At 32.7% G+C, this 14,197-nt stretch carries 13 protein-coding genes; 4 read left to right on the top strand and 9 right to left on the bottom strand.

Annotated features, from left to right (window positions below; all coding sequences use genetic code 11):
• Positions 1 to 12: 12 nt before the first annotated feature.
• From GBO31_RS14600 to GBO31_RS14570, 7 genes are all read right to left on the bottom strand, one after another.
• Positions 13 to 894 carry a methyltransferase domain-containing protein gene (locus tag GBO31_RS14600; RefSeq protein ID WP_219009099.1) on the bottom strand — a complete coding sequence of 294 codons (882 nt, stop codon included), beginning with the start codon at positions 892 to 894 and terminating at the stop codon, positions 13 to 15.
• Positions 895 to 911: 17 nt separating this feature from the next.
• Complete coding sequence (locus tag GBO31_RS14595; protein WP_219009098.1) at positions 912 to 1,319, bottom strand: hypothetical protein; 408 nt, start codon at positions 1,317 to 1,319, stop codon at positions 912 to 914.
• A 374-nt stretch (positions 1,320 to 1,693) separates the two neighbouring features.
• The gene (locus GBO31_RS14590; protein ID WP_219009097.1) at positions 1,694 to 2,059 is read right to left on the bottom strand and encodes a hypothetical protein; all 366 of its coding nucleotides are present in this window, start codon (positions 2,057 to 2,059) and stop codon (positions 1,694 to 1,696) included.
• A gap of 97 nt (positions 2,060 to 2,156) precedes the next feature.
• Positions 2,157 to 2,660, bottom strand: coding sequence for a GbsR/MarR family transcriptional regulator (locus tag GBO31_RS14585; protein ID WP_219009096.1), 504 nt, complete (start codon positions 2,658 to 2,660; stop codon positions 2,157 to 2,159).
• 195 nt (positions 2,661 to 2,855) lie between these two features.
• Positions 2,856 to 4,877, bottom strand: a complete 2,022-nt coding sequence (locus tag GBO31_RS14580; RefSeq protein WP_219009095.1) for a M3 family metallopeptidase — start codon at positions 4,875 to 4,877, stop codon at positions 2,856 to 2,858.
• A gap of 678 nt (positions 4,878 to 5,555) precedes the next feature.
• A complete protein-coding gene (gene purE, locus GBO31_RS14575) occupies positions 5,556 to 6,041 on the bottom strand; it encodes a 5-(carboxyamino)imidazole ribonucleotide mutase (RefSeq protein ID WP_219009094.1) in 486 nt (161 codons plus the stop codon).
• Between the two features lie 89 nt (positions 6,042 to 6,130).
• Entirely contained in the window at positions 6,131 to 7,288 is a 1,158-nt protein-coding gene (locus tag GBO31_RS14570) for a 5-(carboxyamino)imidazole ribonucleotide synthase (protein ID WP_219009093.1), read from the bottom strand.
• 169 nt (positions 7,289 to 7,457) lie between these two features.
• Here GBO31_RS14570 and GBO31_RS14565 point away from each other — a divergent pair, with 169 nt between their 5' ends.
• The 3 genes from GBO31_RS14565 to obgE are packed head-to-tail and all read left to right on the top strand — an operon-like array spanning position 7,458 to position 10,131.
• On the top strand, positions 7,458 to 8,564 hold the full coding sequence (locus GBO31_RS14565; RefSeq protein WP_219009112.1) for an adenylate kinase: 1,107 nt from the start codon (positions 7,458 to 7,460) through the stop codon (positions 8,562 to 8,564).
• A 17-nt stretch (positions 8,565 to 8,581) separates the two neighbouring features.
• On the top strand, positions 8,582 to 9,082 hold the full coding sequence (locus tag GBO31_RS14560) for a hypothetical protein (RefSeq protein WP_219009092.1): 501 nt from the start codon (positions 8,582 to 8,584) through the stop codon (positions 9,080 to 9,082).
• A 53-nt stretch (positions 9,083 to 9,135) separates the two neighbouring features.
• Positions 9,136 to 10,131 (top strand): GTPase ObgE, encoded by a 996-nt coding sequence (obgE, locus tag GBO31_RS14555; RefSeq protein ID WP_219009091.1) that lies wholly within the window; start codon positions 9,136 to 9,138, stop codon positions 10,129 to 10,131.
• Positions 10,132 to 10,175: 44 nt separating this feature from the next.
• On the opposite strand, the gene GBO31_RS14550 is transcribed toward obgE, so the two are convergent.
• Positions 10,176 to 11,600, bottom strand: a complete 1,425-nt coding sequence (locus GBO31_RS14550) for a polysaccharide lyase (RefSeq protein ID WP_219009090.1) — start codon at positions 11,598 to 11,600, stop codon at positions 10,176 to 10,178.
• 212 nt (positions 11,601 to 11,812) lie between these two features.
• On the bottom strand, positions 11,813 to 13,264 hold the full coding sequence (locus GBO31_RS14545; protein WP_219009089.1) for an amidohydrolase: 1,452 nt from the start codon (positions 13,262 to 13,264) through the stop codon (positions 11,813 to 11,815).
• Between the two features lie 301 nt (positions 13,265 to 13,565).
• Here GBO31_RS14545 and GBO31_RS14540 point away from each other — a divergent pair, with 301 nt between their 5' ends.
• A complete protein-coding gene (locus tag GBO31_RS14540) occupies positions 13,566 to 14,165 on the top strand; it encodes a fasciclin domain-containing protein (RefSeq protein WP_219009088.1) in 600 nt (199 codons plus the stop codon).
• The last annotated feature ends 32 nt before the right edge of the window (positions 14,166 to 14,197 follow it).

Raw genomic sequence — 14,197 nt, 5'->3', positions numbered from 1 at the left:
AAGTAATTGACATTATTTTTCTGCTGTTACTATATAGTATCCAAAACTTTGCATGTGTAATCCTGATAGCAATGCAAATAGGGATCCTTTTAGGTTTTTCCAGCTTTGTATTTTTAAGCTTTCTTTTTTAAACAGTTTTTTGAATATAAATCCAGTAATAGCAAAAGGAACATGTAATACGGAAGGAGCTACTCTGAAAGAGATATCTTCAATCGTTACGTTTTTGTACCCAATACGTGCTAAAGATTTCTTTACATTTTGAATACTTCCTAAACCTTCTAAGCTCCATCCTTTACAAAGTTGTTGGTAGCAATATGTACTTCCAGAACATAATTCTTTCTCTTCTTTTTTTAGAAATGCATCTGCAATAACCAATTTACCACCTGGTTTTATAATTCTATAAGCTTCTTTTAGAGCAGTATCACTATGGCCAGAATGACAAAAGCTTTCTATGGCATAGGCACTATCAAAACTATTATCTGAAAAAGAGGTATGATTATAATTCTCCTGTAAGATAAGTCCATTCATATTCTTAAGCCTTTTATTTCCTTCGGTTACCTGAAAAGAGGATAGCGTAACACCTAACATATGAAGTCTTGGATATTTTCTAAGCCCATATTTCATAGTACCACCAATACCACAACCAAGATCTGCTACAAGACCCTTTTGTTTATTAAATTTTAATCGATTAAAGATTTGATTATTCATCTCATTAAGCATGGTATCTCTTTTAAAAAGTGTAGTCTTAAAAGGAATATAATACCCAAAATGCATATTGAAATCTTTGCTCCAGAATTCATAATCTTCGGTAGCTTCATTGTAAAGCTCAATAAGTTGTTCTTTGTTTGATTTTTGAAATCTAATTTTATGTAAAAGAGGGATTGTAGTATTCATAATGAAAATTTTAAGGGTTATACTTTCGGACTTTGAGGCCTGATAACTTGGCTTACTACGGGTTTGTTTTGTCTTGATTTTTTTCTTCCTCTAAAGAATAGATACATATTTAAGAATAACATTAACCCTAAATAAATAGAGAATCCACCAATCTTAAAGCTTAGTATTTCTACTAAGTTTTGATACGTATCATTAAAACGGTAGCTGTCAACTTTTAAAATTAGTAGTGCCCAACCAATATTTAGTAAGTAAAACCCAACTTCAAAAAGGCGATTAGTAGCAAGAGCGATATCGTCTTTCCCTTTAAAAATATCGATCATAAATGTTTTTCCATTCCTAAAAAGGGTTTTGGATACAAAATAGGTAAGTGCAATGGCAATAGGTAAATAGATGATGTATCCAATAAAAATTTTAGAAGTTTCCATAAAGTTATATTTATAATTATTTAATGTTTTTAATAAATTTTGTAATCCAAAACAGGTTGAAATAATGCAAGACAGCTAATATGCAAACTATGATTGCAGTGTTTTTAGACAAGCTTTCAATCATTTGTGATGAAGATTTCACTATAGTCCAATCTGATAATGTAATTACTGCATATCCGATGTTTATAAGGTAATATCCTAGTAAAAGTATATTGTTAACTCGCAAGCAGAAATCTTTGTCATTAGGAACTAAATGTGCTACAAAAATGTTTCCGTTTCTATAACAAATTAATCCTACCTTTATAATGATAAACACCGTAATTAATAGGTATATGCTGTATGTAATTAGATTTAAATTCACGTTTGGAGCTTTACTAATTACAGTATGACGGTTTTAATTCTATTTGCTCTTGATACTTCTTTATTCTATAAGTGACATATACAAAATATGAAGCAATACTCATTGGAATTATTGAAAAGAAAAACAACCCAAACATGCTTTCAAGGTTTTGGTTTAGTATAAAGAATGTTATCCAATACAAAACAAATAAGGACCAATACCCAACGATCAATTTTTTAGATAGGTTGTTAAGTTTTTTCCAATGTGCTAGAATAGAAAATGCTAGTACGAACTGAATAAAACCCAATGGAATTTGAGCTAATAATCCTAGATAAATGGTCACATACAGTAAAAGTGTGATAATAAAACTCCATTTGTTGATGTTATGTATTGTTTTCATAATTCTAATAATTTTAAAGTTTCAATAATTTTTGAAACATATTTTGAAAAAGAAAAGGAATTTCTTCCTTCTTCTTATACAGTATGTTTCAGTTTTACTATTTAATCAATTTCATTAATGTTTTTGTAATCCAATTGGATTCTTGATTTACTATTTTATTCATCATAGTATCTGCACTATCAGCTAATTCGTATAATGATTTAGTTTGTTTGATGAGTTCTTCCGTTTTTTTAGAACCATCATTTTCAATTCCAGACACTTCTCTTAATACTTTAATTACAGGTTTTATTTCTCGTCTGCTTCGTTCTTTGGCTACCTGTCTGGCAAGTTCCTGTACATCTTTTTCAGAGACAAAATATTCTTTTCGTTCTCCAGGTTTACTTTCTTTAAAAACAATACCCCAATCCATTAATTGACGTAAGTTCATGCTAGTATTTCCTCTAGAGATATGTAATTCCTCCATAATATCTTCCATCGACAGTGGTTCTGGAGATATCCATAACAACGCATGAATTTGTGCCATCGCTTTGTTAATACCCCAAAGTGTGCCTAATGCTCCCCATGTGGAAATAAATTTATCTTTTGCTTCGTTGTAATTCATAGGACAAATATATATAAAATTTTAAACTTTCAGTAATTTTTGAAAGTTTAATTTTTAGAATATTGAAAAATCACCGAAAAATGTAAGGCTCGAGAGGATGTTTTTTTATTTTGTAGATGATAATTTCTGATATATATCAAAAAAAAGAGCCTCAATATACTATTGAAGCTCCTTTTTTTTGTTTTTTTTGGATGATTACTTAATTAATCCAGCACGTTTCAATAACGCTTCAGGTTTAGGTTCTTGTCCTCTAAAGCGTTTATATAATGTCATTGGATTTTCGGTACCTCCTTTAGACAATATATGATCTTTAAATTTTGTAGCTACTTCTTTATCAAAGATTCCTTGTTCTTTAAAATATTCAAAAGCATCTGCATCTAATACTTCTGCCCATTTATAGGAATAGTATCCTGCCGAATATCCACCTTGAAAGATATGCGAAAAAGCAGTACTCATACAGTTTTCTGCTACATCGGGATATAAAGAAGTACCAGCAAAAGCATTTTTTTCATGTGCTTTTACCTCTTTGATCTCATTCGGATCGTTTGCATGCCAAGACATATCTAGTAAGCCAAAGCTTAGTTGTCGTAAGGTGGCCATTCCTTCCATAAAAGTAGAAGATTCTTTAATTTTCTGAACAAGCTCCATCGGAATTACTTCTCCAGTTTCATAATGTTTAGCGAATAATTCTAAAGCTTCTTTTTCATAACACCAATTTTCTAACACTTGACTTGGTAGTTCAACGAAATCCCAGTATACACTTGTTCCTGATAATCCCGGATATATGGTATTAGCTAACATTCCATGAAGCGCGTGCCCAAACTCATGGAATAAAGTAGTCACTTCATTAAAGGTTAATAACGATGGTTTGCTTGGAGTTGGTTTGGTAAAATTGCAAACAATCGAGATGTGTGGTCTTACATTTGCTCCATCCTTTTGCATCTGTGATTTATATGATGTCATCCAGGCACCGTTTCTTTTCCCTGCTCTTGGATGAAAATCTGCGTAGAAAACAGCTATAAAATTCCCTGTAGTATCTTTTACGTGATAGGTTTTTACTTCTTCATGGTATTTATCAATTTCATTAGTTTCTTCAAATTGTAATCCAAATAAATTCGAAGCTACCTTAAATACTCCATCAATTACATTTTCTAATTTGAAATAAGGTTTCAATTGTTCATCATCCAAATCAAAAAGTTTTTGTTTTAATTTTTCAGAATAATAGGCTCCATCCCATTTCTGTAATTGATCAATGTTATCTAGCTCTTTTGCGAAATTTTCTAATTGTTTAAATTCTCTTTCGGCAGCAGGCTTAGCTTTATCTAAAATTTCATTCAAAAAAGAAAATACTTTTTCCGGAGTTTCTGCCATACGTTCTTCTAACACATAAGCAGCATGAGATGTATATCCGAGTATTTGTGCTCGTTGATGTCTTAATTTTACGATTTTTAGAACGATCTCTTGATTATCCAATTCGTCATTATGAAATCCTTTTGAAGCAAATGCTAATGATAACTTTTTTCTCAATTCTCTATTATCTGCATAAGTCATAAAAGGAATATAACTAGGATAATCTAAAGTTATCATCCATCCATCTTTATCTTTACTTTGTGCAAGTGCTTTAGCAGCTTCTTTGGCACCTTCAGGTAAACCAGCTAAATCTGTCTCATCAGTCAATAACATTTCAAACTTATTGGTTTCTGCCAAGACATTTTCACCAAATTTTAAACTTAATTGAGAAAGTTCCTTATCAATTTCTCTTAGTTGTTCTTTTTTATCATCCGAAAGATTGGCGCCATTTCTGGAAAAGGATTTATATCGTTTTTCTAGTAGTGTAGCTTGTTCTGTAGTAAGTTTTAGATTTTCTTTATCAAGATATACAGTTTCAATTTTTTTAAAGAGATCTGTATTTAGTGCAATGTCATTTCTAAACTCTGCTAATAGAGGAGAAGCTTCTTGTGCAATTTTTTGAATTTCTTCATTAGTCTCTGCACTATTTAAATTAAAAAATACACTGGTTACACGATCTAACAGTTCCCCGCTATACTCTAGATTTTCTATTGTATTGGAAAAAGAAGGAGTTACTGTATTTGTAACAATGTTTTGTACCTCTTTTTTGGCAATCGTTATAGCATTTTTAATAGCTGGTAAAAAGTGCTCCGGTTGTATTTGAGAAAAAGGAGCAAGATCAAAAGATTCTAATAATGGGTTTTTCATCTATTTATAATATTGTTTAGAGATCAGATGGAACTCACTAGTGAACATTCTACTGTATATCGAAAAAATGTCATTGTTCGTTTTATGATCTACTACTATGTTCAAAAATAAAGAGTGCTTTTGTCGAAAAACTGTGTCAGTTATCGATAAAAGCCTTTATAATTCAATCTACTTTTGATACAAAGATAGAGTATAGAATTAGATTTGTCTAGGTTTATTAGTAATGGTCTGAACAAAGTAATAAACACATTATTGTAATCAGGGGTATGGATATCAATAATATTCTTTGTAAAGATCAAAAATGAAAAGAGTTACATCAATTGTAGCTCTTTTTTATGTCTTTTAATTCCGAATTTGTTTTAAAATCTACTGTTTTAATAGAGAATTCTTGAAAATGTGTAGTTTTTATATGAAAAAAATTGAAAAAAAAATAATATTTAAGCTTTTTGTCGGTAAAATATGTAATTTATCGAAATTGTTAATAAGTTTTGAAAGATAATTATTGCGTAATTAAAGTAAGGGATTACCTTTGTATCAGGTTTTAAGAGTATGGTCTTACGATGAATTTTTTGTGTAATATATTTAAGTTGGTTAATAAATATTGTTATATTCTACCGTAAGACCTGATATTGGAAAGAGTCGCTGAGGAGCGGCTCTTTTTTTTGGATACTATTTAAGTTACTGTTTTATTTGCTTAGCTCCTTCAATTACCTTTTGTTTTAGCCCTTCTTTATAAACAAGAACTTTGTCTAATACGCATTTATCAGATGCTCCTATAATTTGAGCAGCAAGGATTCCTGCGTTCATAGCACCATCAAGTGCAACAGTTGCCACAGGAACACCTCCTGGCATCTGAAGGATTGATAAAACAGAATCCCAACCATCAATTGAATTTCTCGACTTAACAGGAACTCCAATTACGGGTAGTGGAGATAAAGAGGCTACCATTCCAGGAAGATGAGCAGCTCCACCAGCTCCAGCAATAATGACATTTATTCCACGGGTATGAGCATTTTTACCATAATCAAATAATTTTTCTGGAGTACGATGAGCAGAAACAATATCTACTTCTACTTCGATATCAAAACCTTTTAAAATGTCTATAGCTTTTTCCATTACTGGCATATCACTGGTACTTCCCATGATGATTCCTACCTTACTCATATATATTGTCTTTAATTAATTTTAATAGTTGTAACGTTCTAAATTTAGATTAGCTAATATGTGTTTAAACTATATTGTTTATGGATTGGCTATTCACTTACCACTCGTATCGTTTTTTTTACTTTCTCGGCAATTCTACGAGCTTCAGAAATATCCTCATTTACAATGGTAACATGTCCCATTTTTCTAAATGGACGTGTCTTGTTTTTACCATAAATGTGTGGAGTAACTCCTTTCATTTTCATGATAGTTTCTATGTTTTCATACACCACATTACCAGAATAGCCTTCGGCACCAACGAGGTTAACCATAATTCCTGCTACTTTGCTTTCGGTTGCACCAAGTGGTAAATCTAAAATAGCTCTTATATGTTGTTCAAATTGATTGGTATAACTAGCTTCAATGCTGTAGTGGCCACTATTATGAGGTCTAGGAGCTACTTCATTTACTAAAATTTCATCCTCTTTTGTCTGAAACATTTCTACTGCTAATAGACCAACATGTTCAAAAGCTTCTGAAACTTGTTCGGCGATAGCTCTGGCTTTTTCGGCGACACTATTTTCGATCCTTGCCGGACAAATCACATATTCCACCTGATTAGCTTCAGGATGAAACTCCATTTCTACAACCGGATATGTTTTAATTTCACCTTTAGGATTTCTAACAACAATTACTGCCAGCTCATTTTTGAAATCAATAAGCTTTTCTGCAATGCATTCTGTGTCTGGAAGTTTAGCTATATCTGCACCGGTTCGAATAATTGAAACTCCTTTACCATCATACCCTCCTTGAGTACTTTTCCATACAAAAGGTAATTTTACTTTACGATTTGTAATTCCTTCAGCTAAATGTGCTTTGTTAGAAAATTGTATGAATGGCGCTGTTGGGATATCTTTTTTCTTATAGAAAAGTTTTTGTCGACCCTTGTTTTGGATTTTTTGTAAAGTACTAGCGTTTGGGTATACCTTTTTTCCTTCTTCCTCTAGTTTTGCTAATGCTTCTGTATTCACAGTTTCAATCTCAAAAGTAAGTATGTCTACCTTTTTTCCAAAGTTATATACGGTGTCAAAGTCCATTAAATCACCTTGTTGGAAATGATCACAAGCAATTCTACAAGGGGCATCGGGGTTGGGGTCCAGAACGTAAGTGCAGATATCATATTTTCGGGTTTCATAAAGCATCATTTTGCCTAATTGGCCACCACCCAGAATACCTAACTTAAATTCTGACGAAAAATAGTTTGTCATGTTTTGGAGTATCTAATAATTGCCTTAGGCAACAAAAATAAATTTTTAATAAGTAAAAACCTTAATATTATACAGTAAATGCAGTAGAATACTATGATAAGTGTAGTTTGTAATCATTATCTTTGCGCCTTTAAAAACAAAATGGACACTGTGATAATCTAATAATATGATGATTACACTGCATGATTTAAAATTTATACCATTTATTGCTGAAGATAAAATATCAGCAGCTATAGATGAATTATCTAGTAATCTTACCAAAGATTTGTCAGATAGTAATCCAATTTTTATAGGTGTTCTAAATGGTGCGTTTATGTTTGTTTCTGAAGTGATGAAGCGATTTCATCATGAGTGCGAAGTGAGTTTTGTGAAATTGGCTTCTTATGATGGAACTGAAACCACCTCAAATGTTACAAAGCTTATAGGGCTACAAGAAGATGTTTCTGGTAGAACTGTTGTTATTTTAGAAGATATTGTGGATACAGGCAATACGATTGAAGAATTAATAACAATTTTTAAAGATAAGGGTTGTAGTGAAGTAAAAATCGCCACCTTATTTTTTAAGCCAGAAGCTTATACTAAAGATATTAAGTTAGATTATATAGGGATGAAAATCCCAAACAGATTTATAGTAGGATACGGTTTAGATTATAATGGTTTAGGTCGAAATCTTACGGAAGTTTACCAATTAAAGCAAGACAACATGACAAATTTAGTGTTATTCGGACCTCCAGGAGCAGGAAAAGGAACACAAGCAGAAGTTTTAAAACAAAAATACGATCTAGTACACATTTCTACGGGAGATGTGTTTAGGTATAATATAAAAAATGCTACTGAATTAGGTACTTTAGCAAAATCATATATAGATAAAGGACAATTAGTTCCAGATGAGGTTACCATTAACATGCTAAATGCAGAAGTAGATAAAAATCCAGAAGCAAAAGGTTTTATTTTTGATGGTTTCCCGAGAACAGAAGCTCAGGCAGATTCTTTAGCCGAGTTATTGTCTTCAAAAGGATCAACAGTAAGTGCAATGGTAGCTTTAGAAGTTGATGATGAAGTATTAGTGCAACGTTTGTTAGAGCGAGGAAAAACATCAGGGCGTCCTGATGATGCAGATGAAGGTGTAATCAGAAACCGTATTAAAGTGTATTATGATGAAACTGCTATCCTAAAGAATTATTATCAGAAGCAAGACAAGTACTACGGTGTTGATGGAGTAGGAGATATTAGTGAAATTACGGAGCGTTTAAGTTCAGTAATCGATACTTTATAATTAATCTAAGATAGGTTATGGTCAAAAAATTAACGTGGTTTTTGGTACTGTTTAGTTTTTTGGCCTGTTCAAATAAGTATCAAGAAATACCATTAGATGAACTTCCAAAGGATCTGAAAAGTATAGCGGATGAGACAGCAAATCATATTGTAAAGTTTTGTGATGATCCAGAAGCGTTTGAAAAATTTAAATTACGCTCTTCTCTAAAGTCTTTTCTACATCTAAAAACAGGTAAACATCTCTTAGTTTGCTACATTTATGAAAATGAGGTTAATGAGATAGCTATTGATAGTTTGTATAAGGTACATCGGTTAAAAGCTAATGTTAAACGATTTAAATATAAACTTACTATTGTTAGTGATATGTACGATCGAATGGAAATTCATGTAGATCTTAATTCAGACAAGAATATTGCTGATTATAAGATATATGGTAAACGAAAAGGTGAATCTGAATGGATTTCTATTATAGACGAATTGAATTTGGAGGTAATGAAAGCCGTAAATAGGAATAAGTAAGTTCGCAAATGATTTTTTGAACCAAATTGAAATACTAAAAGATATAGGATACGATGACAGAAGGAAATTTTGTAGATTATGTAAAGTTGCATGTTACTTCCGGAAATGGAGGTAAAGGATCTGTGCATTTGCATAGAGAAAAGTATATCACCAAAGGTGGCCCAGATGGTGGAGACGGAGGTCGTGGAGGTCATATTGTCATTCGGGCAAATGCTAATATGTGGACCTTATACCACTTGAAATTTAAAAGACATTTCAGAGCAGAACACGGAGGTCATGGAAGTAAAAATAGAAGTACAGGAGCCGATGGTGAAGACATTTTTATAGATGTTCCGTTAGGTACTGTTATACGAGATACAGAGACACAAAATATTCTTCATGAGATCACTGAAGTTGGACAAGAAATTATCATTGCTGAAGGCGGAATGGGTGGAAGAGGAAACTGGCATTTTAAAAGTTCAGTAAATCAAACTCCACGATATGCACAACCAGGCGTAGAAGGACAGCAACATGATATAACTCTTGAGTTAAAAATATTAGCTGACGTTGGGTTGGTAGGGTTTCCAAATGCGGGAAAATCAACTTTGTTATCTGTTGTTACTTCTGCAAAACCTAAAATTGCAGATTATGAATTTACTACTCTAAAACCAAATTTGGGGATAGTTGAATATAGAGATTTTCAGACGTTTGTGATGGCTGATATCCCAGGGATTATTGAAGGCGCTGCAGAAGGAAAAGGTATCGGACATCGTTTTCTTAGACATATTGAACGTAATTCTACATTGCTATTTCTAATTCCGGCAKATGCAAAAGATATTAAGGAACAATATGAAATCTTATTGGATGAGCTCCGAAGATACAATCCTGATTTGTTGGACAAAGAGCGTCTCATTGCTATATCTAAATGTGATATGCTCGATGATGAATTAAAGACAGAGCTTGCGGCAGAACTAGATGAGCAGTTAACAATTCCTTATCTATTCATTTCATCAGTTGCGCAACAGGGGTTGCAAGAACTAAAGGATAGGTTATGGCAAATGCTTAATTAAAGTAATTGTAAATTTCAATATCATTTTACACTCCTTGAAATAATCTATTGTAAGATTAATTTTGAAGCAACATCAAATTTTTCTGTTTTAAGAAAGTATATACCTTTTGAATACCCTGTAAGATCAATGATCTTGCTTGAACCATTCTTAATTTTCCTTCCTGCTATATCGTATACTACCCAATTTGTTTTTTCAGGTAAGTTATATAGTCCTTTACTTGGGTTAGGAAAAATTTTAGTTGCTATGGTGTTATGATCTTCTATAGATAGAGGGTTCGTATAAAAATCCCATTCATTGATTCGTTGTTCAGAAACTCTAAATTCATCAAACCAGACATAATAATCTTTATCCTTAGGTGCGTAATCATCAATATCAGACCCTCCTAAAAAGGTAGAGATTAAAATATGATTAATAGTAATGTTTTCTCTGTTTTCCGAAGGGTTTCTGTAATAATTGAAATAATCAGATCCTACAAAATCATAATTTACTCCATCAACCCAGCCTTCAAAAAGTCCATCATTACCATTTGGAGAGCTTTCTAAAACATAATGCAGCTCTATATTATGCCATCCTTGAGCTCTGAGATAGTTTTCATATTCAAATGAACAAATGTTATCACCATCTACCACACGATTTCCCCAAAAACGAAGTTCGTTTTCATCTTCATTAGCAGCATCATCAGCTGGTTCTTGTTCGCCAGGAAGTTCCATATAAAACTGAATTCCTCCTCCTTTTCTAAACATGATTCTTCCTTTCCATCTGTTTCTATCTCTTTCTCCATCAGGAGTATTAGGGTCAGATCCTCCCAGACTTGGTAGTTTGCCGCCACATAGGCTAAAATCAAAATCATCACTAAACTTTATCCAGTAGGAAAGGTATAAATCAGAAGATTCATAATAATTGTCTTTAAAGGTATTCATAAGCGGTATTCTGGTATCGATTCCTGAATCGCCGGTTTTGAGTAAGCCTTTAGGATATTTTACTTTCAGGGAAACACCTCCAGGATCAATACTGTTTTGATAATCTACAGATGCTCTATCCTGAGTATCATCTTTTTGGCCATTTACAGTTTGTCCATCATAAAAACCAATTCCGTTAGAGGTTGGGAAGTCTTTTTTTAGTTCGTCTTCAGTATAGGTGTTTCCGACTCTTAAATGATCAAAACTTATATGATACTCATCATTTTCTAATAAAGGATCAGGTGCTAATACGATATTTCTTTCCGTTGTAAACTTTATAGTTTCATATGTAAGTGCACCAATTCTTAGTTGAGTGCTACTATTTCCTGAAGCCAAATTGAAATTTCCGTTTTCATCTGTCTTTGTATAGTTACTTACGTTATTAGCTTCACAGACTAAAGCATTTTCAATTGGGTTTCCTTCTTGGTCTTTTATAGTTCCAGATATTTGTCCGTTTAAATAAGTAGTAGATGCAATAAAGACTAATAGATAGGTTAATCTCTTTTTCATGAGGTTAAGAGTTTGAGTTTGTGGAATAATAGTTTCGGTAGTCATAACGTCTACTTTACGATCCTATTATTTGGGTTTATGTTGGTTAAAACTGCAAACCTAATCTAAAAAACAAATCTGCTGGGGGTTTATAATGAAATTTCTACGAAAATTTACTTAAAAAATGAAAAGAAGCTTTTTTAGTAGACGCTCTTCTCTATGTATAAATGCTATTATTTCTGTGAATTGCTTGGAATTGGTGGAGGTCCTTCTGGGATAATAGCTTCATAAACTTCATCTCCTTTTCGTTCTTTATATTCTGTTTTTACTTTTTCTAATGCTTCTGGATTTTCATAAAGATCAGTCATGGTCATTGCCATGGCTTTTGATGCATACAGCATTCCTTTATGTCCTATGCTCATTCCACCACAGGCTACTACTGCCCAAGAATGCCAGGGAGTGTCTTTTGGAGCGGTTGTTACTCCAAGATTAATATTTGGTACATTCCAACTTACGTCACCAACATCTGTAGAACCACCTCCAGGATGCTCTTTCGTTTCTTCTAGCGGATTAATAGTGCTATCCATACCAACTTGTTCTTTCTGGGTAACTTCTTGAATTTTTTTGCCAAAAGCAATTTCTTCATCAGTGTAGGTAATAGGTCCTAAAAGTTCCAAATTATTTTGCATTAGTTTTCCACCTTCACGATTTACTAATACTTCATAAATACCAGATATTAAAGATATTTTATAATCTACATTGGCCATTATAGCTGCTCCTTCCGCCATTTTTTTTACACGTTCATAAACAGGCATCATTCCAGCACGTTTTGTGTCTCTAACTCTCATCCATAATCTGGAGTAATCAGGTACCACATTTACTACCTGGCCACCATCTTGAATGTGATAATGCATTCGAACGGTTGGTTTTACATGTTCTCGGTAATAATTGATACCTGTAGTATATAGTTCAAGAGCATCTGAAGCACTTCTGCCGTTCCAAGGATCTGCAGAAGCATGCGCAGCTTGGCCAAAGAACTCAACTTTAAAATCTACTAATGCTAAAGAACTTTGTACATCTGCTTTTGTGGAAGCAGCTGGATGCCAACTGATATTTGCATCCACATTATTCCWTAACCCTTCACGAACCATCCAGATTTTTCCAAAATATTTTTCTTCACTAGGAGTGCCGAAAAATTTGACTGTTCCTTTAATTTTTCCTGATTCTATAAGTTCTTTTACAGCGATTGCAGCACCTAAACTACCTGCTCCAAAGAGATTGTGTCCACATCCATGTCCTGCAGCTCCTTCCGTTAAAGGAGACTTTGTGGGTTGTGCTTTTTGAGAGATTCCAGGTAGTGCGTCAAACTCACCTAATACACTAATAATAGGTTTGCCAGAACCGTAGGTAGCAACAAAAGCAGTTGGCATTCCTGCTACACCACGTTCTACTTTAAAACCTTGTTTTTCTGCATAATCAGCTAATAGTTTAGCGGATTGGTTTTCTTCGAATGCTGTTTCAGCAAGAGCCCAAATTTGATCACTAATCTTAATTAGTTCTGTTTGATGCTTCTCTACAGATGCTATGATTGCCTGTTTAGTACTTGATAGCTTTTTTTGACTATGTATAGGAAGAAATACTAAGAAAAAACTAAAAAATAAATTTATAAGGTTCGTTGATTTCATTAGAATTTGAATTGAATGAGTTTGCTTTTGATGTGTGTTATAAAAATAAGATTTTTTTTAGGATGAAAATTGCTGTCAAAAATATTCTTTCAAACAGTTTTTAGCATTTTAACTTCTTTCTTACTATGCTTACGGGACAACCGTACAAGGGTAAATACGATTACTAATTGAGTACTTACGAATACTCATTTGTTAACATTTCTTAACGTTAATTACAATAGTTTTAACCCAACATCAAGTAATACATTGATTATAAAATTGTTATTCATAGTTGAAAATTAATAGTAAAATCAATTTTAAAATGAAGATTAAAACCCCATTTAATTTTTTAGCATTTATTATCATTATAACATTTGTATCCTGTGATAATTTAGTTGTAAAGAAAAATCCTAACGCTGGGAAAAATGATAAGCTTATTGCGCAGGCTGATATACCTGTTGAAGAAAATAAGAATTTAACAATTAGTGAGGTGTTATCTTATGATATCGCATTTTCGAAATTAAATGAAATAATAAAATCTTCGGAGTTTGCAGAAAAATTTGAAGGAAAGAAATCATATACAGTTTTTGCTCCACTAAACGGAGCTTTCTCTAAACTACCAAAGGCAACTCTTGAAAGTTTAACGAAAGAAGAAAACAAAGAAAGTCTTTCTGCGATTCTAAATTGTCATATTATACCAGGTACTATTAACGAGCAGGATATTATCAAAGCAATTAATGAAGGTGGTGGAAGTGTAAAACTGAGAACACTAGGAGGGACTAGGTTGATCGCTAGTAGAAAAAGAGGTAAGATTTATTTGATAGATAAGAATGGTAATGCAGGCAGATTAATGAAAACAGATATTGAAGCGACTAACGGAATGATTCATACCCTTGAAACAGTAATGTTACCAAAAAAATAGAAAGACCATAATTTAAATGTGTTTGTTTAAAA

The sequence above is a fragment of the Aquimarina litoralis genome, assembly GCF_019295435.1.
GTDB lineage: Bacteria > Bacteroidota > Bacteroidia > Flavobacteriales > Flavobacteriaceae > Aquimarina > Aquimarina litoralis_A.
The sequence above is the reverse complement of the archived record's forward strand: the minus strand, read 5'-3'. Positions and strand labels throughout refer to the sequence as shown.